This window comes from Nonomuraea recticatena (genome assembly GCF_039533245.1).
Lineage (GTDB): Bacteria > Actinomycetota > Actinomycetes > Streptosporangiales > Streptosporangiaceae > Nonomuraea > Nonomuraea roseola.
In genome coordinates this window covers 52,820-74,946 of sequence record NZ_BAAATE010000039.1, presented here as the reverse complement: position 1 = coordinate 74,946, position 22,127 = coordinate 52,820, and the positions used below count along the sequence as shown (strand labels likewise).

Genomic DNA, 22,127 nt, shown 5'->3' with positions numbered 1-22,127 from the left:
CCTTTCTCGGCTCGGCTCACATGTCCGGAGGGAACCAGGCTTGCAGGTTCTCCGGGTTGATCGGCAGTGAGATGTGTTCGTGCGTGATCAACCACTTGCCGCCTGACCGCTGGCAGCAGACGGTCGAACGTACCCAGATCGCGCTCTGAAGACCGTTCGTGCGCTTTCCGGAGTCCAGGTGAAGCATGTGCGCGAACGCGACGTCTCCACTCGTCGCAATGGTCAGGTCGCGCGTTTCCAGGCTGATCGGGCCGTCGTATCCATCGAACCACCGCACAAAGTTGCGGCGAACTTCTTCGGCTCCCACAAACTGGAGAGGGGCTACAGCATCGTAATAAACGATGTCGGAAGAATAATGCGACATGAGCCGATCGATGTCCTTTGCCTGGCTGACATCGACTCGGCTCTCCAAGAGCGCCCTGACGTCGGAATCGTTCGAAGTCATCGCTTTCTCCGTTCAAGAAGGCTGACCGCCTGGCGACGGTCTCTGTGGTTTCACAGAGTCCGACGACGCAGCTCCCTGGAATATGAGGTGCCAGGACGGCTTCGCCGGCGTTGGTGCTGGACCAGGCGGCGCGTCCGGTCTTGAGCGCCGACGTCCGAACCGGCGGCGATCTCGGCGAAGGTCGGCTTGAGGGGGTGGAGTCCGCGCCACTTCAAGGAGTCGCATCAGCCCGCGGAGCCGGCTGGCACGCTGCGGACATGTTCGGGGGGCGGGGCATGTCACGCGTGCGGCAGCCGTGGCCGCGGCGTTGACGATCGGGAGGCCCAGGCCTCCCTGACCGCGGCGGACAGCCAGAAGGTCAGCGCGGTGAGGGTCACGACGGCGATGACGATCAGCGCAGGAAAGTACCAATCTGGGAAAAGATTCCCGAGATCGAAATCGCCACTGGGATACAGCATGAACGCGTAAGTGCAGAGTACGGCCAGGGCGAAAGTGAACAGGTAGACCATGCTGGCGGCCGCGCACGGCACGAGGCCGCTGCGGCCCTTCAGCGAACCACCCAGCGAGGCGAGTACGGCCGCAGCGATGGCGAGGGTGAGAGTGATGCCGAGCGTCATCGCCAGCGCCCACTCGATCGCGTGGTCCATCCGGCTTGGCAGCAGGTCGATCCAGGGCTCGTGCCATGCAGTGAGCCCCGTGTGGATGGCCGACTGGAGCGCGATCAGGGTCACTCCGGCGTACAGCAGCGGCGCTGCCAGGGCGCACACCAGAGCGGGCGAGCGTTTCAGGTGTCGCAGGTCCATGATCGGTTGGACGGCCGACTCATACTGAGCGTTCCGTGACGGATCACCTCCGGGTGCTTGCGATGGTGATCATCTCTGTCGGGCGTTGGGCGGTCCGCCGCGAGCCGGCCTGCCGGCGGGCCGAGATGCGCAATTCGGTCAGCAGCATCTCGGTGACGCCGGCTTCCTCCCACCGCTGGAAGTACCAGTTCACGGTCTGGGTTCCGGTGGTGTGAGAGCAGGCGATCAGGAACCGCGAAAGCCGTGCGTGCCAGGCCTGTCGAGGCGCTTCACGCTATGTAGAGGTGCATGCGCGCGTAGTCGAAGGTGATGGCGAACGGCTTGAAGAACAGGTGGCTGACGTTCGCGATGGCGTCGAACCCGAACCGCTCGGACTGTCCTGGACCGGGGCCGCCCGGTCCGGCCCAGCCACGGACGTCGCGCCCGACCGCGCTGCCGAGGCTGATCCTGTCGGCGGTGATCGGATAGCGTCCGCTGCCCGGCGGGAACTGCGGCTGGTCGTAGTCCACCTCGATGCCCGCCCGCTCGGCGATCTCGATCGTGGTGTTGAACCCCTGGTTCAGGCCGCCCGTGTCGACGGTGACGATCCGTGGCCCGTAGTCGCGCAGGCTGCCCAGGGTGCAGGGGAAGTGGTCGCCGGCCAGCCACAGGGGCAGCTTGTCGAACCGGGAGCGCGCGACCCCCTCCCGGAACCTCCTGAACTGCGCCTCGGTCCTGCGGCGCAGCACCAGGGCCTTGCCCGCGTAGTCCATGGTGGTCAGGAAGTGGTAGAACGTCGTCGTCCCGATCACCCCCGCCGGTTGTGAGCCGTCCGGCAACGGCGGCATCGACGGGCCGGCGCCGTCCCCCCAGCCGACAGGGACGTTGCGCAGTTCGACGTCCCCCAACCGGAACGAGGGCAGGACACCCAGATATCCGGTGATGGGGGTGTCGCCGACCTGTCCCGTCGTCGTGGCGACCGCACGAAGGCCAGCCTCCTCCGCCACCTCCTTCGACACGCCGAGGGTCCCGTAGGTGTCGAGGAGGAACCGCTTGGGGCTTCCGCCGTTGATCGAAGCCTCGACGGTGGGCAGGGGCTCCAGGCCTGTCATGGGTATCCGCGTGCTCTGGGAGCCGTGCACCTGCCAGGGTGCGCCGCCCAGGTGCGAGTACAGCTTGGCGAACGCCTCGTCGTTCGGCCTGCCGGTCTGCCTCAGCAGAGGGATGGCACGGGGATGACGATCCTGGCGCACGTAACACTCCGCGAGCCGTTGCTTCGCGGCGATGTCGCCCGGGGCCAGGCTGACCGCCCTGGCGAGGAACCTCTCAGCGCTGCCGAACCGGTTGGCCAGCAAGGCGATGTATCCCCGCTGCGCGATGGCGTGGACATCGTCCGGATCCTCACGCAGCAGGCGCGCGTAAGCCCGGTCGGCGCTGTCGAACCGTCCCGCCTTGAAGAGCTGGTCCGCGCTGGATCCTGCCGCAGCGGCGCCGTTCAGCCCTGATCCCCATGTTGGTAGAGCCGCGAGCGTCAGCCCGGCCCCTTGCAGAAACCCACGCCTGTCGATGTTCTTCACCGCACACTCCTTGGCTGTCTCCGGTGATCGCCCTTTCTACGGGCCGATGTGGATCGGGAAGCGATCGCCGGGCCATACAAGATCCATATGGTGGGGAAGGGATACTGACGGAATGCGGGTCCTGCTGGTTGAGGATGAGCAGCCCCTGGCCAAGTACATCGCGGCTGGGCTGCGCAAGCACGGCTTCGCCGTCGACCTCGCCTTCGACGGGCGGGCGGCCCTGGACAAGTGCGAGGTCACACCGTACGACGTCGTCGTGCTCGACCGGGACCTGCCCGTGGTGCACGGCGACGCCGTGTGCCGGCACCTGGCCGAGCAGGGCAGGGCGCGCATCCTCATGCTGACCGCCTCCTGCGAGGTCTCCGACCGCGTCGACGGGCTCACCCTGGGCGCCGACGACTATCTCGGCAAGCCGTTCGCCTTCTCCGAGCTGATCGCCCGCGTCGGCGCGCTGATCCGGCGCAGCGCCCCCGCCCGCCCGCCGGTGCTGCGCGCCGCCGACGTCGTCCTCGACCCCGCGCGCCGCACCGCCGAGCGCGCAGGCCGGCTGCTGGCCCTGACCCCGAAGGAGTTCGGCGTGCTCGAACAGCTGCTGACCGCCGGCGGCGACGTCGTCAGCGCCGAGCGACTGCTGGACAAGGTGTGGGACGAGCATGCCGACCCGTTCACCAACGCGGTCAGGATCACCGTCGGCACGCTGCGCCGCAAACTCGGCGAACCGCCGCTCATCGAGACCCTGACCTCCGCCGGATACCGGATCCGGGCATGACCGCACGCGGCCGGCTCGCCGCTCTCTACACCGCTCTGGTGCTGGCCGCCGGAATCATCCTGACCTGTCTGACCTATCTCCTGATGCGGCGCAACCTGGGGCGCAGGTTGTCGCTCAACCTCATCGGCACCTCCACCGTCCCCGACCAGGCCTCGACGGCGGAGCGGCAGCTCTGGCAGCTCGCCGGGCAGTTGGAGGCGGCCGCCTACTCGGAGTTCCTGACCCAGGCGCTGATCTCGCTCGCGGTGGTGACAGGACTGGCCGCCGCGCTCGGATGGCTGGTCGCCGGGCGGGTGCTGCGGCCGATCCGCGCCATCTCGGCCACCGCGCAGCGCCTGTCGGCCGAGAACCTCTCCGAGCGGGTGCCGGTCACCAGCCCCGCCGACGAGCTCGCCACCCTGGCCCACACCATCAACGGCATGCTCGACCGCATCCAGACGGGCCTTGCCGAGCGAGACCGGGCGCTGGAAAGCCAGCGGATGTTCACAGCCAACGCCGCCCACGAGCTCCGCACACCGCTGACCACCATGCGCACCGCCATCGACGTCACCCTCGACGATCAGCCAGGCACGCCGGAACTGCTCGCCATGACCGGCGACATCAGCGCCGCCGTGGACCAGAGCAGGCGCATCCTCGACGGGCTGCTGACGCTGGCCCGCAGCCAGGCAGGCCCGATCAGGCAGCACGACGTGGACCTTGCCGACCTCGTGAGCGGCATCCTCGCCGGTGTCGCCGGCGAGACGACGGCCCGCGACCTCGCCGTACGGCGCGATCTACGGCCCGCCCGGATCACGGGTGAGCTCGTCCTGCTTGAACGCATGGTCGGCAACCTGATCGACAACGCGGTCCGCTACAACCACGCCGGAGGCTGTGTCGAGGTGACCACCGGTGTCACGGGCGGTCTGCCGTTCGCCTGCATCGCCAACACCGGACCGCCCATCACGTCCAGCACGGCGGAAGCTCTCCTGGAGCCGTTCGTGCGCGGCGAGGGCGTCCGCACGGGCCTCGGTCTCGGCCTGTCCATCGTGCGCGGCATCGTCGCCGCGCATCACGGGACGATCTCCATCGTCGCCCGTCCGACCGGCGGCCTGGCCGTCACCCTCCGCTTCCCGGCCTGCGATAAGATCAACTCCATGAGGCGATGACACACGCATCGATCCTCCTGACGCCGTTCGAGCCTTCGCTCCGGCGTCCGCTCGGTGTGCCACAGCGCCCGTCCAGTTCAGATGATCGGATCTCTCATGACCGACGACATGTTTCTCGATCCTGTCGCCGATCGGCTCGCGGCCCTGCCCGGCGTGCGGGCCGTCACTCTCGGCGGCTCACGCGCCCAGGGCACGCACACTCCTGACAGCGACTGGGACCTGGCCGTCTACTACCGGGGCGGCTTCGACCCGGCCGACCTGCGCGCCCTCGGCTGGGAGGGCGAGGTCTCCGACATCGGCGGTTGGGGCGGAGGCGTCTTCAACGGGGGAGCGTGGTTCACGATCGACGACCGGCAGGTCGACGTCCACTACCGCGACCTCGACGTCATCGACCACGAACTCGCCGAGGCCCAGGAGGGCCGCTTCCGCTGGGAGCCGCTGATGTTCCATCTGGCGGGCATCCCCTGCTACCTGCTGGTCGCCGAGCTTGCCGTCAATCAACCGGAGCCTGACTCCCTCGGCCAGGCGATAGCGGAGGCGGGCAAGCTGTTCGAAGCCGTCGCACCACGATGACCTCAGGGGGACGGGATGCCCCGTCCCCCTCTGGTCAACGAGGGAAGATTCCGTCGATGAGGTTGTAGGTGCGTGGCCCGCGCCGCGCACCGCACGCGCGGCGATGAACACGCCGGTGGAGGTGGCGAAGTCAGCGGCCAGCGCGGCGACAGCCCACCGCCTGCGTTTCAGCTTGTGGCAGTCATGGCGAGCTTGTCCCACTCGCGGTCAGGCAGGGTCCGGTTGAGCTCCAGCAGCTTGTCGGCCATGTAGCCGACGGCGTAGCGAGACTCCGGCCTGCCTGCCTCGACGGCCTCTCGGATGACCGCGGCCACGACGCCGGGATCCGAAGCCGGACTGTCCGCGCCGAGTTGCGTCTCGCTCTTGCGCGCCATCGCCTCGGCCATCGCGCCGTAGGCGGTGCCGCCGGAGATCTCCCGCAGGTCCTGCGCGGTGCGGTCCTCGAACTCGGTCCTGATGATGCCGGGCTGGATGATCACCACGTCGATGCCGAACGGCTGGACTTCCAGGCGCAGCGTGTCGGAGTAGGCCTCCAGCGCGTGCTTGGTCGCGTAGTACCAGCAGCCGAGCGGCAGCGCGATCTCGCCGCCGATGGACGAAACGTTGACGATCGTGCCCGACCCCTTCTCGCGCATGTACGGCAGGGCCAGCTGGACCAGCCTGGCCGGGGCGAAGACGTTGACCTCGAACTGGTCGCGGGCCATGTTCAGGGGGACGTCCTCGGCGGCACCGTGCAGCACGGTGCCCGCGTTGTTGATCAGGACGTCGATCCGGCCCTGCTCGGCCACGATGGTGTCGATGACGCGCTCCAGATCCTCTGGTTGGCGCATGTCGAGTGGGAGGACCCGCCCGCCGGCCGCCCGGATCGGCGCCATGTGTCCGGTACGGCGGGCCGCGCCGTACACGATGTGCCCGGCGCGCAGCAGCTCCAGCGCGGTGGCCTTGCCGATCCCGGACGACGCCCCGGTGACGAGGACTACCTTCATGATCGAACCTCCATATCGGTGCGCGGCGAGGGGATCCCCGCCGAGTGCGGGAAGATCTCTATCTCGCTTCGTTGAACGCGGATCTGGCACCCGTGAGCAGGTTGAGGAGGATCGCCTTGCCCGCGGCGAGATCGGCGCCTTCGGCAGGGGGCACGGCGCATTCGATCATCTCCTCCAGCACCGCCAGCACCGCGGCCGAGGACGGGACGTCACCGCTGGCCGGTTCCTGGAACGCGCGCCGGATGGCCGGCGTCAGGGCGTCGAGGATGTAGGCCACCGCCCGCACGTCGACGTCGCGATGGACGGCCCCCGCCTCCCGCATCGCACGCAGGAAGTCACCGCTCCCGCTGATCTCCGGCAGCCGCTCGAAGACGCTCCCTCGCTTGCGCAGGTACTTGCCGAAGACGTCCTCGGCTCGGGCGACGATGGCGGCCGCCAGCGGCAGCGTCTTCAGGGCCCCCATCATGGCCCGGTAGACGCTCGCCACATCGCCGGCACGGGGGTCGGCCTCCAGGTGCTCGCGCCAGGCGTCGGCGTAGCGGCTCAGCTCGTCGTGCACCACCGCCTCGACCAGCTCGTCCTTGCTCTTGAAGACCAGGTACACCAGCCCGCGGTGGAGGGACACGGCGTCGGCCACGTCCCCCATCGTCAGCTTGTTGTAGCCGATCCGTAGCAGCAGCTCCGCCGTCGCATCGAGGATCGTCCGTTCGCGTACGTGGTCTGGGGTGCTCACGGTTGTCAGATTGACATATTTCGCCAAGTTGTCAAATGAGATGAGCATGTCCGGGGTGTGGGGCTGAAGCGTCCATCTGCCACATGGGGCGATGATGCTCGGTGGCGGGGATGGCGCCCCGGGCGCGGCGCGATGCGACCTGCTCGGCGGTGCGCGCATCGGCTGTGTGGGTCGCATCCGAACACGCTGGCAGGAACAGCCGCCAGGTCAGCCGGCAGGAGACGGCATCTGTGACCGCGGAAGTCTCAGGTAGAGGAGGTGACGCGACTTCAACTCGGGCGGCCTCGTCCTTCCCGAGCGTGCAGGGAACGCCGCACAGGGAGAGCGTGATGAAGGTGAGGTCGGGCTGGGCCTGCCCGCGTTTTCGCGCCGGGACGAGGGCGGAGTTGCCGAACGTCGGGGCTCGCTTGGCATACCTGCCGTGGGAAGGGGTAGCGCCAGGGGCATGCGTCCTAGCGAGCTGCACACGGGCAGGCACGAATCAGCTTATGCGGGCGATTGTGGGTACGGGTGGCGGCCGAGCCACAGGCGGCTCGAGGTTTTTGGCGGCCCTTTAGCCGTATCAGCCTGAAAAGCCAGCTATTACATTCACGAAAGTAGCGTTCCGATAGGACGCTTTTGTCTCCCGTCGAATCACCCTCAGAAAACCGAACTGCCGCCTCATAATAAATGAGCAGGCGGTGGGGCTACGTGTCACACTTCGTCCATAAATCAGGAGGACATGCGATGGGTCTCGATGAATCCACCCGGCAGCTGCAGCTCGCCCTGCACGACGCGCAGGTCGCTTTCGACTGTATTGGGCTCGGTCATCTTGACCGCGCGCACACGCACGTGATCACTGCCAGGGCGGCCATCGACGCCGCCGAGGTCACTCTGCGGCACGCCTTGAGTGAACTCTCGCCGGGCGAGGCGGCACGCGAAGGAGCCCTGGTCATGGACGCGCTCGAAGGGCAGGAAGCCGGGCGCTAGAACGGGAGGTCGGAGCGCGCACCCCGCTGAAGGCGAGGCACTGCGACAGCACCGGTTGCAAGCCGGCGGGCCCCGGTTTGGTGGAGACGGGGTCCGGCGCGGCGCGACGACGGCGCGTCCCTGCGACGGGCGCGAACGCCCGCGGGGTCGTGCCCAGGTCGGCGCACCGACCGGAAGACCCGACCTTGGCCCAGATGTTGTCATCCGCCCAGATCGGCGCAGCCGGGCCGTGGGCGACATGGGGCCGGCTGACAGTGCGGCCCGGGCGCGGGTCACGGGTCCTGCCACCGGCGAACAGTTGGCAGGACCCGGCCGCGACCGTTCACTGGACGCTGAAGCCCTGGTCCTTGGCGTAGGTGATGGAGGCGTCCTGCCATGCCTTCAGGCCGTCCTGAAGAGTGGTGCCGCCCACGTACGCCTTGCCGACCGTGTCGTTGAAGACGCTGTTGGCGTAGACCTGGTAGGGCAGGTACGACCAGCCGTCGACGACCTGGTCGGCCGACCGGGCGAGGACCTGGTTGACCTCCTGCCCGCCGAAGTACGGGAACTTCTTGTCCTGGAAGGCGGGGGCCTCGAGGTGCGCGGAGGTGGCGGGGAACGCGCCGCCGTCCACGCGGGTCTGCACGCCCTCGTCGACGTTGGCGTACTTGATGAAGGCGTAGGCGAGCGCCTTGTTGGTGCTGGCCTCGGGGATCACGAGCGAGCTGCCGCCGTTCTCCGCGCTGGCCGCGCCGCCGGCTTCCCACTGCGGCATGGGGGCGACCCGCCACTTGCCGGAACCGGCCTTGACGCCGGATTCGAGGTTGGCCGGCATCCAGGCGCCGATGATGAGGGTGGCGATGGAGCCGTCGCCGAGTCCCTTGTACCAGGCGTCGCTCCAGGCGGTGATCGGCGCGACGAGCTTCTCGCTGACGAGCTGCTGCCAGGCGGTGGTGAACTTCCGCGTGCCGGGGTCGGTGAAGTCGACACGGACCTTGGTACCGTCGACCTGGTACGGCTTGCCGCCGGCCTGCCAGATCATGCTGGTGGTGAAGCCGGCGTCGCCGGTGTCGTTGGTGATGTAGGCCTTGGGGTCGGCGGCGTGCAGCTTCCTTGCCGCGGCGATGTACTCCTCCCAGGTGGCCGGCACGGCGATCTTGTGCTTGTCGAAGACCTCCTTGTTGTAGAACAGGGCCATGGGGCCGGAGTCCATCGGCAGGCCGTGGACGCCGTTGCCGGATCGGACGGAGTTCCACGGGCCGGGGGTGAAGGTGCCGTCGAGCTTGTCGGCGCCGAAGGCCCTCAGGTCGGCCACCGACTTGCTGAGCGCGAACTGCGGCAGGGCGTAGTACTCGATCTGGGCGACGTCGGGGACACCCGATCCGGCCTTGATCGCGTTCTGCAGCGCGGTGTACTGGTCGATGTGGGTGCCGGCGTTGACCAGATTGACCTTCACTTTGGGGTACTTGGCCTGGAAGCCGCTGACCACCTGCTTCAGCGTCGGCTCCCAGGCCATGACCGTGATGGTGCCACCGGCGTCCAGCGCGGCCTGGAGGTCGGCGTCGGACATGGCCGCGCTCTGGGTGGCGGCGGCCTCGCTGCCACCCTGGCCGGAGGAGCCGCAGGCGGTGGCGACCAGCGATACCGCCAGTGCGGCCCCCAGCAGGAGGGCGTGGCGACGGGGTGTGTTCATGTGTCTCTCTCCTGGGTGTTCCTGGAACCGATCGGCAGTACGGCCCGGCGTCGCGTCACTCCTTGACGCTTCCGGCCGCCAGGCCCGACTGCCAGTACCGCTGGAGCAGCAGGAACGCGGCGATCAGCGGAAGGATGGTGAGCAACGAGCCGGTGATCACGAGGTTGAAGATCGCCTCTCCGCCGGCGGTGGACGCCTGGTCGTTCCAGCTGTCGAGGCCCAGCCTGAGCGGATACCAGGCCGGGTCCTTCAGCATGATCAGCGGCAGGAAGTAGTTGTTCCAGGTCGCGACGACGGTGAACAGCAGCACTGTGACGACGCCGGGCGCCAGCAGCGGCAGGCTGATGCGGAAGAACGTCTGGAACTCGCGAGCCCCGTCCACGCGCGCCGACTCGAGGATCTCGTCGGGCACGGCGTCGGTGGCGTACGTCCACATGAGGTAGAGGCCGAACGGCGAGATCAGCGACGGGATGATGATCGCCCACGGGGTGTTCGTCAGTCCCATGGTGGAGAACATCAGGAACGTCGGGACGGCCAGCGCGGTGCCGGGCACCGCGACCGCCCCGATGACGATCGCGAACACCGCCTTCTTGCCGGGGAAGTCGAACTTGGCCAGGCCGTAGCCGGCGACCGTCGCGAGCAGCGTCGCGCCGCCAGCGCCGACGACCACATAGAGCAGGGTGTTGAGCAGCCAGCGGGTGAAGACGCCGTCGTCGTAGGTGAAGGTGTCGGCGAGATTGCGGAACAGGGCGAAGTCCGCGTCGAACCACAGGCCGAACGAGCGGAGCAGCCCCTGTTGCGTCTTGGTGGCGTTGATCGCCAGCCAGACGAGGGGGAGCAGCGTGTACACCAGCATGATCGCGCTCATGACGGTCAGCGTGACGCTGCGGCGATTGCGCCGTGGCGGGCGCCGGCGGCCGCGCCGGATCACCAGCGGGCCTGCCGAGGAGCCCGCGCGAGCGGGAGTGCGAGGCTCGCGGGCGGTTGCCGGGGTGGTGGCGGTCATGCTCACAGTCCCTTCCGCGCGCCGCGAAGCTGGACGACGTAGGCGACGATCATCGTGATCAGGCCCATGACGATGGCGACGGTCGCCGAATAGTTGAACTGCTGGCCGGCGAAGGACAGCGAGTAGGCGTAGAGGTTCGGTGTGAAGGAGGTCGTGATCGCGTTCGGCGCCAGGCTCTTGAGGATGCTGGGCTCGTTGAAGAGCTGGAAGCTGCCGATGATCGAGAAGATCGTGGCGATCATCAGTGCCCCGCGCAGGGCGGGCAGTTTGATCGCCCAGACGATGCGGAGCTGGCCCGCGCCGTCCATCTCGGCGGCCTCGTAGAGGGACGGATTGACCACCCGCAGCGCCGAGTAGAAGATCAGCATGTTGTAGCCGACGAACTCCCAGGTCACGATGTTGCCGATCGAGGCGAGGACCAGTTCGGGCGACAGCGGGTCCGGAAGCGAGAGGCCGAGCACCTCGTTGACGTCGGCGATGAGGCCGAACTGGGTCCCGTACATGAAGCCCCACATCAGGGTCGCGACCACCGCAGGCACGGCATAGGGCAGAAAGACCGAGATGCGGAAGAAGCTCGTCCCGTACAGCCGGCCGCTGTCGATGGCCAGGGCCATCAGCAGTGACAGGAACAACATGATCGGCACCTGGACGACCAGGAAGAGCGCCACCCGGCCGAAAGCCGCCCACAACTGCGGATCGCCCAGCGCCTTGAGGTAGTTGTCGAGGCCGACGAAGACCGTTCCGCCGATCAGCTGGGTGCGAAACAGGCTCAGGTAGATCGAGTACGCGATCGGGGCCAGGAAGACGAGCGCGAACACCGCCATGAAAGGTCCGACGAACCGCCAGCCCGTCCACGAGCGCGACCCCCGGGGCGCCGCCTTCCAGGCAGCCGGCGTGCTCGCCTGCGGCGTTGCGACCACCTTTCCTCCTCCCTTCGAAGTGCGTGTGTTTACGTAAACATCGATCTTGCCCTGACGTCGAAGAAAGATGGTTTCGCAGAGTTACAGAACATCACCAGGTGTGATGTTTACGTAAACTTATTGCGGTATCGTGGCATCGGCCACACAGTGCGTCAAGGGTTTCCCCCAGGTAACAAGCTCGTCGCGCGGCCCCACGTGTGACGATGCCGAAGCGGACGTCGAGGAGAGCAATGGATCGGGTCGGTCGGGAGCAGCCGGGCACGGCGCCTGCGGGCGGGGTCCAACGTGGAGGGTCGGGCATCCCCGGCGGCCGCCGTAAGCAGCGCGTCTCCATGGCTGACGTCGCCAAGCTGGCGGGTGTCTCGGCGCAGACGGTCTCCCGGGTCTCGAACGGTCACCCTGGCGTGATCGGATCCACCCGCGAGCAGGTGCTCGCGGCGATGCGTGAGCTGGGCTACCGGCCCAACAGCGCCGCCCGCGCGCTGCGGTACGGCCGGTTCAACACCATCGGGGTCATCCTCTTCAGCCTGGCGTCGACCGGCAACAGCCGTACGGTGGAGGCGATCGCCGCTCACGCCGCGACCGAGGGTTACGCCATCACGCTGATCCCGATCGACGTGCCGACCCAGGACAACGTCCTGGGGGCCTTCACCCGCATGGGCGAGCTGGCCGTCGACGCGGTCATCGTCATCATGGAGATCCACCTGCTCGACGCGGGGACCGTCACCCTGCCGCCCGGAGTGCACGTCGTCGTGGTGGACTCCGACGCGGGCGAGCGCTACCCCGTCGTCGACACCGACCAGGCCGACGGGGCGCGCCGGGCCGTCCACCACCTGCTCGATCTGGGGCACAGGACCGTCTGGCACGTGACGGGGCCGCGGACCTCCTACGCGGGCCAGCGCCGCGCCCAGGCCTGGCGCGACGCGCTCGAAGCGGCGGGCCGGCCCGTCCCTCCGCCCCTGCATGGGGACTGGTCGGCCGAGTCCGGATACAGCGCAGGTCTCCGGCTCGCCGACGAACCAGACTGCACCGCGGTGTTCGCCGCCAACGACCAGACGGCCCTCGGCCTGCTGCGCGCCTTCCATGAACGCGGACGGGCGATCCCCGACGAGATCAGCGTGGTGGGCTTCGACGACATCCCCGACGCCGCCTACTTCGTCCCGCCTCTGACCACCGTCCACCAGGACTTCGCGGAGGTGGGCAGGAGATGCGTGCAACGGGTGCTGCGCCAGATCCGCGAAGGCTGCGGCTCCGAGCCCGGCACCGATCTCGTCCCGACCCGACTGGTGGTCCGACGCAGCACGGCCACCCCGCCGCGGTGACGAGGCGACTGATCCGGTTCCGAGGACCGGCAGACACGGTCGAGAGGCCCGGATCGACGCGCCAGAGGTGCCGGAACGGGTGCGGCTACGCAGCCGCATGAGCGGGACGCACGGACAGTTCGAACCAGACGGCCTTGCCGCGCGCGGTGCGGGCGCTGCCCCAGCAGCAGGCCAGCTGTTCGACCAGATAGAGCCCGCGCCCTGTCTCGTCGTATTCGCGGGCGCGGCCGGGCCGGAGGGAGGCCGTGCCGGCGTCCGTGTCCTCGACCTCGCAGCGGAGCAGATCGTCCTCGAAGCGCAGAGCGAGCCGGACGGTCCCCGCTGTGTGTTGCAGCGCGTTGGTGACCAGCTCGCTGACCAGCAACTCGATGACCATGCGGTCGGAATCGAGTCGCCATGCGGCCATGCGGCGCGCGTCGTTGCCGGTCGCGGAATTCTTCGGTGGGCACCATGACGACCATCTGCCGGGGCGAGCCGGTGACGGGTACGACCAGCTGGGGGCGCAACCCCCAGCCTTCGGCGATGATGGGGCGTCCGGCGACCAGAGCGCGCAGGTCGTCCAGTGCCCATTCGAACCGGACGGGAAAGCCTGCCAGCGTTTCGGCGGCCATTTCCTGCGGGGTGGTGTTCACCCAGGTCACATCGGGGTCCGGGTCATCAGGAGACTGACCGAGCCGGACATGGCGAGCGATCCGACGATCGTTGTGGCCACGGGCGTCGTGGTAGTCGTAGTGATAGGCGGTCAGTCCGTATCGCCGGGCCACCAGCCGGGCCACGGTGGACTTGCCGGCCCACTGTCCCCCGCCGATCCACAGAACCCGGCCGAGCGTGCCGAACGGCTCCCATACTTGAGTCTCGCCTGCGGACACAGGCTTCCCTGCCGGCAGCCTTGGCTCGCGGCGGTCGGACACTGGTCAGATTACCGATTTTCTCAAGGCCGATGCTGGGAATGTCGTCCTCAGTGAGCACGAGAACGTTCGCGCACACCGGCGGTGGGGCGGTGCCACGTGCACCCCGCCTGAGTAGCCGCAAGGCGCGGGGTCTGTCCTGCGCATGCAGCCCGACGCTTTCGGCCTTAACCGGGTGGAGCGTCGGGCTGCGTCTGCCGGGGGACTGATGGCAAAGATCCGCGTTAGAGGGTTGAGCTTCGTGCCGGTTCGGTGACGGCACCGAGGTGATGGACCGCCCAGATCTCAGGCGCCCGATGTCCTCTCGAGAGTGGCATGGTCACCGTCGAGCCGAAGACGGTAAACGGAAAGGTCCGGACGGTCATCCCCCTTCAGCTCCTCGGGTACTTCTACCTCATGGGCGACCTGGACGCCTGCCAGGATCAGTCCGGTCTCGGTCGGCGCGCCGTCTGACTGGACGCCTGGAAATGCTGCGCTGATAATGCGTCCCGACTCGTCAGCCACAACGAGCATTTTGGACGTTCGCTGCTCTTGCTTCATTTCTGCCTTCCTAGCCGACTCGGTTGCCGCGGAGGGCGAAGTACGAGCCCACAGTGCTGTGGTTTTTGACCGTCACCCAGTAGGAGATTTTCGGGCTACCGCCGAATTGTGCGACCTTCTGGATGCCGTAGTCTTCGGTGTGCGTTCTCAGTACTCCGCCGCCGCGCGGGTCGGGCACGATGTACTGGAGACCCTGGTCGGTGTCGCCCCACGACACCCAGTACGGCCACGACTGTCCGGCGGCTAGATAGTAGAAGCCAGATTCCCACGCCATGTATACCTCCCGAGTTGTTGTGTTTCGCCTGGTTCGTCAGGAAATCTCTCCCTGTATGCGTCTCGTCAATCCGCGGGAGGAAGGGTTTGTGGGGGGCATGGTGTCGTCTTGATTGAGCGGGTGGGTGATCTGGCAGATAAGGAAGAAGCAGCCGCTTTAGATCTGCACAACCTCTCCCTCGCGCCTTCGGGCCGCTTTCTCACCAGCGTTCCGCCAGACGGTGTAGAGGTACGTCGTAAACAACCGGCGCGGCTGAAAAGATGATCGTGGGGCGCACGGCACGTGCCGCACCGGGGACGGCTCGCGCCCGGCTTCCGGAGGTGCGTGACGGCGACGAGACCTCCCGCATGGGCCTCTCTCGCGTGCCGGCGTGCGCGAGGGATGGGACATTGTGGCGATCAAACGCGGTGTAAGGCGGTGGTGCAGGCGTGTGGCCGGCGGTCCGGGGCGCGGGAGGGGCGCGGCCGAGTAGTGAGTTCTCGTCGACGACCTGCGATCAGGCGCGCGGTCCGAGGAACAGGCCGCCGCTCGCGTCGATGACCTGACCGGTGATCCAGCGCGCAGCGTCGGAGGCGAGGAAGGCGACCACGTCGGCGATGTCGTCGGGCCCGCCGAGGCGATCGAGCGCCGTCGATCCGGCGATGTGTTCGGCCAGGCCCGGCGCTTCGAAGACCGATCCGTTGGTCGCGGTGCGGGTGGCGCCGGGCGCGACGGCGTTCACCGTGATTCCTCGTACTCCGAGCTGGTTGGCCAGGGTCATGCTCATCGTCTCGACCGCTCCCTTCGTCATGGCGAAGGATGTCTGGGCGGGATTGGCCATCCGGGTCGCCACGGACGAGATCGTGACGATGCGCCCGCCGTCGCGGAGCAGTGGCAGCGCTCGCTGGATGATGAAGTACGGCGCTCGCACGTTCACCGCGAACAGATGGTCGAACTCCTCCCGCGTCGTGGCTCCGAGCGGACCGGCGGGCACGGCCGCCGCGTTGTTGACGAGGATGTCGAGCGGCTGCCCGGCCAGGCCGGCCTCGACTCCCGCGAAGAGATTCTCGACGTCGTCATCCACACCCAGCTCTGCCCCGACGGCGAATGCAGCTCCACCGGCGCGTTCGATCGCGTCGACTGTCGCCGTGGCGCCGTCCTTGTCCGTGCCGAAGTGCACGATGACCTTCGCCCCCTTCGCCGCCAGCCGGGCTGCGATCGCCTGCCCGATGCCGCGCGATGCTCCGGTCACGAGAGCTGTCCTGCCGGTCAGATCACTCATGCTAACCATCTCAATCTGTTAGTCACTACCGATTTGGTAGTTGCTACCACGATGGTAGTGTCTACCACATGGCCGACCAGCACTCAACACTGCGCGCGCAACGGCGAACTGAGACGCAGCGCAAGATCCAGGCGCACGCGGTACGGCTGTTCACCGAGCGCGGATACGACAACACGACCGTGACCGACGTCGCCGAAGCCGCGGGCGTGTCGCCGATGACGGTGTATCGGCACTTTCCGACAAAGGAGGACATGGTGCTCGTCGACCAGCACGGCAGGCTCGTCGCCGAGCGGATCGTCGCATCGTCCGCCGCGCAGCCGCTGGTCCGTCGCATCGGCAACGCGCTCATCGACTCGGCCGCGACGTTGACCGGTGCAAGCCACGGAGACGATCTGACGGCGGGCAAGCAGTTCCTGCTGGCCCGCCTCCGGCTCATGATCTCGACGCCGGCCTTGCGGGCCAAGCACCTGGACAACCACTACGCCCTTCAGCAGGCGATCGTCGACGCCCTCGGGGACGATGCCCGGGATCCCGACGCGGCTTTCCATGCCCAGGTGGCGGCCAGTGCCTGTCTGGCCGCCCTGCACACGGCATTGGTGCGCTGGGCCGAGGACGACGGACGGACCGAGTTGGCCGACGTGATCGCGAAGGCGCTCGCTGCCGCCTTCGGCGAGGACACCGTCAAGCCTGCCACCGGCACCGCCACCTCGGAGTCCATCGGGCGCGCAGAGCGCTGAAGACGATTCCCCGTCTCGTAGGTGCGAGCCGGGGCAGCCGATGAACAGCCGTCAACGTACGCCACCTGGGCTGGCTCGGCCGTCGACACTGCGGGGTGGCGCTGTCCCAGGATGCGACCCGGTCGAGATGTCTCTGGTCGGTCCGGCCGGGCCGGTGCATCGCTCGGACCGCTGCGGATGGCGCTGTCCCAGGACGCGACCCGGTCGAGATGTCTCTGGTCGGTCCAGCCGGGCCGGTGCACCGCTCGACCCGGCCACCGGCAAGAAATCCAACGCCTCGCAGAACGCGCCCGCCATCCCCTCCGAGCCCGTGGAGGTCGTGGGCCAGCTCCGCGACACTTGTGGCGGAGGACTCCTTCGACCGCCGCGCGGACTTTCGACGCCGAGGGAGGCGTAGAAGGCGCTGGCCGCTGGCTGAGGCTCCAGGAGTCGTGGGCGCCGTCCTGGAGCGCGCCTGCGCAGCGAAGAAGCGGGCGATGGCCGCAACCAGGCGCAGCGCCATCTGTTCGCTGGCCTGCTGGTCCTGCTGACCACCGCACCGGCTCAGGTCAGCCCGTCTCCGGCGGCGAAGGCCTGGAACGCAGGGCCACCGCACCCGCCGCGCTCGGCGGTTGCGCCCTCAAGGACGGCAAGGACGGCAAGGACGGCATCGGCGGCACGCTCCTACCCGGGCCTCATGTCGGTGTCGACGTGGTAGAGGGCGGTGAGGAGCGGCCAGGTCAGGGCGGCCATCTCGGCCGGTGTCCGCAGGCATCCGCGCTGGAGCCAGTCGACGGCCACGCCGATGAGCGCTCCGGCGGTGAACGCGGCGGGCACGTCGTGGGGGATGTCCATCGACGCGGCGGTCTGCGCCGGTGGTTCGTCGCCGGTCTCGGCCCTGCGCACGGCGACGTGGATGGCCGCGGTGGTACGCCGGCGTACGTGGTCGATGACGCGTGCGCTTCCCTGCGGCCCCAGCAGGCTGCGGTAGAGGCCGGCGTGCTCGGCGAGGTTGGCGAAGAAGGCCCGCAGTGACTGGGTCGCGTCCTGCGTCGGGTCGGCCGAGTCGGGGCCGGGGGAGGGCAGGGACTCGATCAGGTCGTCGATCATCGCGGTGCAGGCGGCCTCGGCCAGCTCATGCACGTCCCGATAGTGGTCGTAGAAGGTGGAGCGGCTCACTCCGGCCCGTTCGGCGACGTCGGCGACGCTGATCTGGGACAGGTCCCGGTCCTCGACGAGCTGGATCAGCGTGCGCTGCAGGGCCGCCTGGGTGCGGCGCACGCGCCGGTCGCCCGTCGGCGCGTTGCTGTCTCTGGTCGTGACCACGTCTCTCAGCTTACCTTCGCCCTACAGCTGTAGGATTTCCTACATCTGTAGGGTAACTTGAGGCAGCGTGGCGGCAAGAGGTCGGAGGCAGCTGTTGGTACGCGGGCGCCGCGGCGACCCCAGCGACGAGGGTCGGTTACGCCGCTGCACGTCGAGCTACGACAGGCCGCCGCCGTCGAAGCAGATCCCGGTGACGACACACGATCCGTTCCGAGGAGACACCGAATGAGCCATAACGAGCAGGTCCTGAACTACCCGATCCCGAGCGAGACGGCCCTGGAGCCGCCGGCCGAATGGGCGCAGCTGCGACAGCAGTGCCCGGTGGCCCCGGTGAAGCTGCCCAGTGGCGACCAGGCCACGCTGCTCACGCGGTACGAGGACGTCAGGCAGGTGCTGGCCGATCCGCGCTTCACCCGGCTGCTGAACGCCGACGACGCGGCCAGGCTGTCGGCCGACGAGTCGGGCGGGCTGTTCAGCAGCGAGATGGCGCAGATCATCCCCGACAGCGGAGAGGAGCACCAGCGGTGGCGGCGCCTGGTCGGCAAGTGGTTCACGGCCAAGCGGATGACCGCCCTGCGGCCGGCGATGACGCAGATGGCCGAACAGCTCATCGATGACATGGTCGAGCGCGGCCAGCCGGGAGAGCTCAGGGCCGGCCTGGGCTTCCCGCTGCCGGTCTACGTGATCTGCGACATGCTCGGCGTGCCCGCAGGCGACCGGGACCGGTTCGCCTACTGGTCCGACACGCTGCTCAACCTGACCCGCTACGGCCAGGCCGAGATCGACGCGGCGCAGGCCGAGTTCGTGCAGTACATGTCAGGCCACATCGCCGCCAAGCGCGCCGAGCCGGGTGAGGACCTGCTCAGCGAGCTGATCGCGGCAGGGGATGCCGACAACGGCGGGCTGTCCGACATCCAGCTGCTGGCCACCGGCATGGGGCTGCTGGTCGCAGGGCACGAGACCACGGCGAACATGATCGGCAAGATGGTCGGCATGCTGCTGGCCGACCGTACCCGCTGGGAGCGGCTGCTGGCCGACCCGTCGCTGGTGCGCACCGCGGTGGAGGAGGCGCTGCGCTTCGACGCCAACGCAGGCTTCGGCATGCCGCGCTACCTGCGCGAGCAGAGCGAGGTCAGCGGGACGGTGTTGCCGCGCGGCACCACCGTGGTGTGCAGCATGGCCGCGGCCAACCGCGACGAGAGGGTCTTCGACGACGCGGACGAGATGGACCTGAGCCGCAGCCCGAACCCGCACCTGGCCTTCGGCGCCGGCCCCCATTCCTGCCTGGGCCAGGCGCTGGCCCGCACGGAGCTGCAGGTCGTCCTGGAGGTGCTGCTGCGCAGGCTGCCGTCGCTGGAGCTGGCCGTACCCGCAGAGGAGCTCCAGCGCGTGGAGGGGCTCGCCATCGGCGGGCTGCTCGAGATCCCGGTGCGGTGGTGACCAGGCGGTGAGCAGTCCCTATGGGCCGGACGGGTCACACCGTCAGGCCCCGACCACCGGAGAGGAGCCCGGCATGCGCATCGCCGTGGACGAGGCCAAGTGCTGCGGCGCAGGCCCTTGCGTGCTGATCGCGCCCGACGTCTTCGACCAGCGTGACGAGGACGGCATCGTGGTGCTGCTGGCCGAGACGCCAGCGCCGGCCCTGAACGCCGCGGTCCGCGAAGCCGCCGCGGTCTGCCCGGCCGCCGCCATCCACCTCGTGGAGCCGTGAACCCGGTCGCATCCGTGGGCGCATGGCGCCCGGGCGCGCACGTCAGGTCCGCGTCGCGTCCTCGGACGGCGACGCGGCCCTGGCCTCGATGGCGGCGATCAGAGCCTCCACCCTGACGTCGAAGACCGCCTCGGCGCTCACCTGCGCCAGCTCCGTGCCGAGGCGGGCGATCCCCGGGAAGCGCGCGGGGTCGACCATCCGGTACTCCCGCGCCCATGACGACTCGTCGCCCGCCCTGATCTCGGGGGCGAAGAGCACGTAGGCGGCCGACTGGCCCACGTACGCCAGGAGGGCGTCGGCCACCGCCCGGTAGTACAGCGCCGCGTCGGCGCCGTCGAGCCCCGCCTCGGTGACCGCCCCGAGGATGAACTCGACGAGCCTGAACTCGTTGATCCGCCTGGTGGTGCGGCTGGCGGTGATGGAGGCCACCGCCGGATACTTCAGCGCCACCCGCAACGAGCCGTCGGCCAGGGCTCGCAGCCGGTCCTTCCAGCCGAGCCCGTCGGGAATGCCCTCCAGGATCTCGCCGTAGGCCCGGTCGGCCACCGACAGCAGCAGCTCGTCCTTGTCGCGGAAATGCCGGTAGATCGCCGTGGGGTCGGCGCCCAGCTCCTCGCCCAGGCGGCGCACGGTGAACGCGTCCTGGCTGCCCCTGGCGGCGATGCGCAGGCTGGCCTCGATGATGGCCTCGGGACTGAGCTGGCTGCCCGAGCGCCTGGTCCTCACAGGTGTCTTCGCCATGATCGCACCAGTGTATCGGTTCGGTCTCCACGTAGCGCAACACTGTTGACATCTATGTTGCGCTCGCGTTCACTCCTCCCCAACACTGCGTGAGCGGAAGGTGCTGTCATGGTGGACACGATCTTCATCGGCGGGCGGGTCTTCACCGGCACGGCCGACGCCCCCGTCGAGGCCGCGGTCGCGGTCGGCGGCGGGCGCGTCCTGCTGGTCGGCGACCAGGAGACGGTGCGGGCCTCGGCCGGCCCCGACACCGAGGTGGTCGACCTCGCCGGTGGGCTGCTCATGGCCGGCTTCCAGGACGCCCACGTCCACCCGGCCTTCGGCGGCGGTCAGATGCTCCGCTGCGACCTGTCGGCCGAGCACAGCGTCGAGGGCTACCTCGCGGTGATCGCCGCCTACGCCGAGGCGCACCCCGACAGGACGTGGGTCCACGGCGGCGGCTGGTCGATGGACGTCTTCCCCGGCGGCACCCCGACCAGGCAGATGCTCGACAAGGTGGTGCCGGACAGGCCCGCGCTGCTGACCAACCGCGACGGGCACGGCGCCTGGGCCAACACCCTGGCCCTGCGGCTGGCCGGTCTCGACCGTGACACGCCCGATCCCGTGGACGGCCGGATCGAGCGGGAGCCGGACGGAACCCCGCAGGGCACCCTGCACGAGGGGGCCATGACCCTGGTGAGCGGGCACGTGCCGGTGGCGAACGCCGAGGAGGCCTACGCCGGTCTGCTCGCGGGTCAGGCCCACCTGTTCTCGATGGGGGTCACCGGCTGGCAGGACGCCATGATCGGCGCCTTCCCCGGCCACCCCGACAACTACGACGCCTACCTCCGCGCCGCCGGCGAGTCGAAGCTGCTGGCCCGCGTCGTCGGCGCCCTCTGGTGGGACCGCGAGCGCGGCCTGGAACAGATCCCCGACCTGGTCGAGCGGCGCAGGACCGGTCAGGTCGGCCGGTTCAACGCCACCACCGTCAAGATCATGCAGGACGGCGTCGCGGAGAACTTCACCGCGGCGATGCTGGAGCCGTACCTCGACGGCTGCGGCTGCGCGACCGCCAACAGCGGCATCAGCTTCGTGGAGCCTGACCTGCTGCGGGAGGCGGTTCGCCGGCTGGACGCGCTCGGCTTCCAGATCCACTTCCACGCGCTGGGCGACCGCGCGGTCAGGGAGGCGCTCGACGCGCTGGCCGGCGCGCGGACGGCCAACGGCGCCAACGACAACCGCCACCACCTCGCGCACCTGCAGGTCGTTCACCCCGCCGACATCGCCAGGTTCGCGCAGGTGGGCGCCGCCGCCAACATGCAGCCGCTGTGGGCGGCGCACGAACCCCAGATGGACGAGCTGACCATCCCCTTCCTCGGGGCCGAGCGCGCGGCCCTGCAGTACCCCTTCGGCGACCTCCTGCGCGCGGGCGCTCGCCTGGTAGCGGGCAGCGACTGGTCGGTGAGCAGTCCCAACCCGCTGTGGGGTGTGCACGTCGCGGTGAACAGGACGGTGCCCGAGGGCGAGCCAGGCGAGCCGTTCCTGCCCGAGCAGGCGCTCACCCTGGCGCAGGCGCTCACCGCGTACACGGCGGGCAGCGCCTGGATCAACCACCTCGAGGACGTCACCGGCACGGTCGAAGTGGGCAAGTACGCGGACCTCGTGGTGCTGGACCGCGACCCCTTCGCCGGGCCGCCCGAGGAGATCGGCTCGACCCGGGTCGTCAGGACCTATGTCGAGGGCCGGCTCGTCCACCAAGCCTGACAACCCCT

General features: G+C 68.8%; 24 protein-coding genes and 1 pseudogene. 12 read left to right on the top strand and 13 right to left on the bottom strand.

The genetic code is table 11. The features are described from left to right. Window positions 1–16: 16 nt before the first annotated feature. Complete coding sequence (locus ABFX50_RS43510) at window positions 17–445, bottom strand: YybH family protein (protein ID WP_183642129.1); 429 nt, start codon at window positions 443–445, stop codon at window positions 17–19. A 278-nt stretch (window positions 446–723) separates the two neighbouring features. Then, window positions 724–1,248, bottom strand: coding sequence for a hypothetical protein (locus ABFX50_RS43505; protein WP_346155133.1), 525 nt, complete (start codon window positions 1,246–1,248; stop codon window positions 724–726). Window positions 1,249–1,283: 35 nt separating this feature from the next. On the opposite strand from ABFX50_RS43505, the gene ABFX50_RS43500 reads away from it, so the two are divergent. Continuing rightward, window positions 1,284–1,463 (top strand): hypothetical protein, encoded by a 180-nt coding sequence (locus tag ABFX50_RS43500; protein ID WP_346155132.1) that lies wholly within the window; start codon window positions 1,284–1,286, stop codon window positions 1,461–1,463. A gap of 54 nt (window positions 1,464–1,517) precedes the next feature. On the opposite strand, the gene ABFX50_RS43495 is transcribed toward ABFX50_RS43500, so the two are convergent. Beyond that, a complete protein-coding gene (locus ABFX50_RS43495; protein ID WP_346155131.1) occupies window positions 1,518–2,804 on the bottom strand; it encodes a tetratricopeptide repeat protein in 1,287 nt (428 codons plus the stop codon). A gap of 112 nt (window positions 2,805–2,916) precedes the next feature. Here ABFX50_RS43495 and ABFX50_RS43490 point away from each other — a divergent pair, with 112 nt between their 5' ends. The 3 genes and pseudogenes from ABFX50_RS43490 to ABFX50_RS43480 all read left to right on the top strand — a co-directional run. Further along, window positions 2,917–3,573 (top strand): response regulator transcription factor, encoded by a 657-nt coding sequence (locus ABFX50_RS43490; protein ID WP_346155130.1) that lies wholly within the window; start codon window positions 2,917–2,919, stop codon window positions 3,571–3,573. Then, window positions 3,570–4,718, top strand: a complete 1,149-nt coding sequence (locus ABFX50_RS43485) for a sensor histidine kinase (protein ID WP_346155129.1) — start codon at window positions 3,570–3,572, stop codon at window positions 4,716–4,718. Before ABFX50_RS43490 ends, ABFX50_RS43485 begins: the two co-directional genes overlap by 4 nt. Window positions 4,719–4,814: 96 nt before the next feature. Then, a pseudogene (locus ABFX50_RS43480) lies at window positions 4,815–5,219 on the top strand (nucleotidyltransferase domain-containing protein); the annotation flags it as partial. Between the two features lie 239 nt (window positions 5,220–5,458). On the opposite strand, the gene ABFX50_RS43475 reads toward ABFX50_RS43480, so the two are convergent. Together ABFX50_RS43475 and ABFX50_RS43470 are read right to left on the bottom strand one after the other, a co-directional pair. Further along, entirely contained in the window at window positions 5,459–6,277 is an 819-nt protein-coding gene (locus tag ABFX50_RS43475; protein ID WP_346155128.1) for an oxidoreductase, read from the bottom strand. A 58-nt stretch (window positions 6,278–6,335) separates the two neighbouring features. Next, the gene (locus ABFX50_RS43470; RefSeq protein ID WP_346155127.1) at window positions 6,336–7,010 is read right to left on the bottom strand and encodes a TetR/AcrR family transcriptional regulator; all 675 of its coding nucleotides are present in this window, start codon (window positions 7,008–7,010) and stop codon (window positions 6,336–6,338) included. 726 nt (window positions 7,011–7,736) lie between these two features. Here ABFX50_RS43470 and ABFX50_RS43465 point away from each other — a divergent pair. Further along, the gene (locus ABFX50_RS43465; RefSeq protein ID WP_183642147.1) at window positions 7,737–7,979 is read left to right on the top strand and encodes a hypothetical protein; all 243 of its coding nucleotides are present in this window, start codon (window positions 7,737–7,739) and stop codon (window positions 7,977–7,979) included. 322 nt (window positions 7,980–8,301) lie between these two features. Here ABFX50_RS43465 and ABFX50_RS43460 read toward each other — a convergent pair whose 3' ends face one another. The 3 genes from ABFX50_RS43460 to ABFX50_RS43450 are packed head-to-tail and all read right to left on the bottom strand — an operon-like array spanning window position 8,302 to window position 11,577. Continuing rightward, window positions 8,302–9,651: an ABC transporter substrate-binding protein gene (locus ABFX50_RS43460; protein ID WP_346155126.1), complete on the bottom strand. Its 1,350-nt coding sequence runs from the start codon at window positions 9,649–9,651 to the stop codon at window positions 8,302–8,304. Window positions 9,652–9,706: 55 nt separating this feature from the next. Continuing rightward, on the bottom strand, window positions 9,707–10,657 hold the full coding sequence (locus tag ABFX50_RS43455; RefSeq protein ID WP_346155125.1) for a carbohydrate ABC transporter permease: 951 nt from the start codon (window positions 10,655–10,657) through the stop codon (window positions 9,707–9,709). A 2-nt stretch (window positions 10,658–10,659) separates the two neighbouring features. After that, complete coding sequence (locus ABFX50_RS43450) at window positions 10,660–11,577, bottom strand: carbohydrate ABC transporter permease (protein WP_346155124.1); 918 nt, start codon at window positions 11,575–11,577, stop codon at window positions 10,660–10,662. Window positions 11,578–11,807: 230 nt separating this feature from the next. Between ABFX50_RS43450 and ABFX50_RS43445 the strand changes: the two genes are divergently transcribed. Then, entirely contained in the window at window positions 11,808–12,899 is a 1,092-nt protein-coding gene (locus ABFX50_RS43445) for a LacI family DNA-binding transcriptional regulator (RefSeq protein WP_346155123.1), read from the top strand. An 85-nt stretch (window positions 12,900–12,984) separates the two neighbouring features. Here ABFX50_RS43445 and ABFX50_RS43440 read toward each other — a convergent pair whose 3' ends face one another. Then, window positions 12,985–13,305: an ATP-binding protein gene (locus tag ABFX50_RS43440; RefSeq protein WP_346155122.1), complete on the bottom strand. Its 321-nt coding sequence runs from the start codon at window positions 13,303–13,305 to the stop codon at window positions 12,985–12,987. Between the two features lie 817 nt (window positions 13,306–14,122). Between ABFX50_RS43440 and ABFX50_RS43435 the strand changes: the two genes are divergently transcribed. Further along, window positions 14,123–14,260, top strand: a complete 138-nt coding sequence (locus ABFX50_RS43435) for a hypothetical protein (RefSeq protein WP_346155121.1) — start codon at window positions 14,123–14,125, stop codon at window positions 14,258–14,260. 97 nt (window positions 14,261–14,357) lie between these two features. Here the strand turns inward: ABFX50_RS43435 and ABFX50_RS43430 are convergent, their stop codons facing one another. Continuing rightward, the gene (locus tag ABFX50_RS43430; RefSeq protein ID WP_346155120.1) at window positions 14,358–14,621 is read right to left on the bottom strand and encodes a hypothetical protein; all 264 of its coding nucleotides are present in this window, start codon (window positions 14,619–14,621) and stop codon (window positions 14,358–14,360) included. A gap of 108 nt (window positions 14,622–14,729) precedes the next feature. Here ABFX50_RS43430 and ABFX50_RS43425 point away from each other — a divergent pair, with 108 nt between their 5' ends. Then, window positions 14,730–14,885: a hypothetical protein gene (locus ABFX50_RS43425; RefSeq protein WP_346155119.1), complete on the top strand. Its 156-nt coding sequence runs from the start codon at window positions 14,730–14,732 to the stop codon at window positions 14,883–14,885. A gap of 232 nt (window positions 14,886–15,117) precedes the next feature. Here the strand turns inward: ABFX50_RS43425 and ABFX50_RS43420 are convergent, their stop codons facing one another. Beyond that, entirely contained in the window at window positions 15,118–15,882 is a 765-nt protein-coding gene (locus tag ABFX50_RS43420; RefSeq protein WP_346155118.1) for an SDR family NAD(P)-dependent oxidoreductase, read from the bottom strand. A 68-nt stretch (window positions 15,883–15,950) separates the two neighbouring features. On the opposite strand from ABFX50_RS43420, the gene ABFX50_RS43415 reads away from it, so the two are divergent. Continuing rightward, window positions 15,951–16,619 (top strand): TetR/AcrR family transcriptional regulator, encoded by a 669-nt coding sequence (locus tag ABFX50_RS43415; RefSeq protein ID WP_346155117.1) that lies wholly within the window; start codon window positions 15,951–15,953, stop codon window positions 16,617–16,619. A gap of 663 nt (window positions 16,620–17,282) precedes the next feature. Here the strand turns inward: ABFX50_RS43415 and ABFX50_RS43410 are convergent. After that, on the bottom strand, window positions 17,283–17,924 hold the full coding sequence (locus ABFX50_RS43410) for a TetR/AcrR family transcriptional regulator (protein ID WP_346155116.1): 642 nt from the start codon (window positions 17,922–17,924) through the stop codon (window positions 17,283–17,285). Window positions 17,925–18,149: 225 nt separating this feature from the next. Here ABFX50_RS43410 and ABFX50_RS43405 point away from each other — a divergent pair, with 225 nt between their 5' ends. Together ABFX50_RS43405 and ABFX50_RS43400 are read left to right on the top strand one after the other, a co-directional pair. Next, on the top strand, window positions 18,150–19,364 hold the full coding sequence (locus ABFX50_RS43405) for a cytochrome P450 (RefSeq protein WP_346155115.1): 1,215 nt from the start codon (window positions 18,150–18,152) through the stop codon (window positions 19,362–19,364). 73 nt (window positions 19,365–19,437) lie between these two features. Next, complete coding sequence (locus tag ABFX50_RS43400) at window positions 19,438–19,635, top strand: ferredoxin (protein ID WP_346155114.1); 198 nt, start codon at window positions 19,438–19,440, stop codon at window positions 19,633–19,635. 42 nt (window positions 19,636–19,677) lie between these two features. Here ABFX50_RS43400 and ABFX50_RS43395 read toward each other — a convergent pair whose 3' ends face one another. Beyond that, window positions 19,678–20,376, bottom strand: a complete 699-nt coding sequence (locus ABFX50_RS43395) for a TetR/AcrR family transcriptional regulator (RefSeq protein WP_183642181.1) — start codon at window positions 20,374–20,376, stop codon at window positions 19,678–19,680. Between the two features lie 108 nt (window positions 20,377–20,484). Between ABFX50_RS43395 and ABFX50_RS43390 the strand changes: the two genes are divergently transcribed. Further along, complete coding sequence (locus ABFX50_RS43390) at window positions 20,485–22,119, top strand: amidohydrolase (protein WP_346155113.1); 1,635 nt, start codon at window positions 20,485–20,487, stop codon at window positions 22,117–22,119. Window positions 22,120–22,127: the final 8 nt, after the last annotated feature.

Excerpts from the sequence above, each read along its gene's own strand:
- ABFX50_RS43510 (WP_183642129.1), bottom strand. The coding sequence starts at position 445 with ATGACTTCGAACGATTCCGACGTCAGGGCGCTCTTGGAGAGCCGAGTC.
- ABFX50_RS43505 (WP_346155133.1), bottom strand. The coding sequence starts at position 1,248 with ATGGACCTGCGACACCTGAAACGCTCGCCCGCTCTGGTGTGCGCCCTG.
- ABFX50_RS43490 (WP_346155130.1), top strand. The coding sequence starts at position 2,917 with ATGCGGGTCCTGCTGGTTGAGGATGAGCAGCCCCTGGCCAAGTACATC.
- ABFX50_RS43485 (WP_346155129.1), top strand. The coding sequence starts at position 3,570 with ATGACCGCACGCGGCCGGCTCGCCGCTCTCTACACCGCTCTGGTGCTG.
- ABFX50_RS43475 (WP_346155128.1), bottom strand. The coding sequence starts at position 6,277 with ATGAAGGTAGTCCTCGTCACCGGGGCGTCGTCCGGGATCGGCAAGGCC.
- ABFX50_RS43465 (WP_183642147.1), top strand. The coding sequence starts at position 7,737 with ATGGGTCTCGATGAATCCACCCGGCAGCTGCAGCTCGCCCTGCACGAC.
- ABFX50_RS43460 (WP_346155126.1), bottom strand. The coding sequence starts at position 9,651 with ATGAACACACCCCGTCGCCACGCCCTCCTGCTGGGGGCCGCACTGGCG.
- ABFX50_RS43455 (WP_346155125.1), bottom strand. The coding sequence starts at position 10,657 with ATGACCGCCACCACCCCGGCAACCGCCCGCGAGCCTCGCACTCCCGCT.
- ABFX50_RS43445 (WP_346155123.1), top strand. The coding sequence starts at position 11,808 with ATGGATCGGGTCGGTCGGGAGCAGCCGGGCACGGCGCCTGCGGGCGGG.
- ABFX50_RS43440 (WP_346155122.1), bottom strand. The coding sequence starts at position 13,305 with ATGGCCGCATGGCGACTCGATTCCGACCGCATGGTCATCGAGTTGCTG.
- ABFX50_RS43435 (WP_346155121.1), top strand. The coding sequence starts at position 14,123 with ATGGTCACCGTCGAGCCGAAGACGGTAAACGGAAAGGTCCGGACGGTC.
- ABFX50_RS43430 (WP_346155120.1), bottom strand. The coding sequence starts at position 14,621 with ATGGCGTGGGAATCTGGCTTCTACTATCTAGCCGCCGGACAGTCGTGG.
- ABFX50_RS43420 (WP_346155118.1), bottom strand. The coding sequence starts at position 15,882 with ATGAGTGATCTGACCGGCAGGACAGCTCTCGTGACCGGAGCATCGCGC.
- ABFX50_RS43415 (WP_346155117.1), top strand. The coding sequence starts at position 15,951 with ATGGCCGACCAGCACTCAACACTGCGCGCGCAACGGCGAACTGAGACG.
- ABFX50_RS43405 (WP_346155115.1), top strand. The coding sequence starts at position 18,150 with ATGAGCCATAACGAGCAGGTCCTGAACTACCCGATCCCGAGCGAGACG.
- ABFX50_RS43400 (WP_346155114.1), top strand. The coding sequence starts at position 19,438 with ATGCGCATCGCCGTGGACGAGGCCAAGTGCTGCGGCGCAGGCCCTTGC.
- ABFX50_RS43395 (WP_183642181.1), bottom strand. The coding sequence starts at position 20,376 with ATGGCGAAGACACCTGTGAGGACCAGGCGCTCGGGCAGCCAGCTCAGT.
- ABFX50_RS43390 (WP_346155113.1), top strand. The coding sequence starts at position 20,485 with ATGGTGGACACGATCTTCATCGGCGGGCGGGTCTTCACCGGCACGGCC.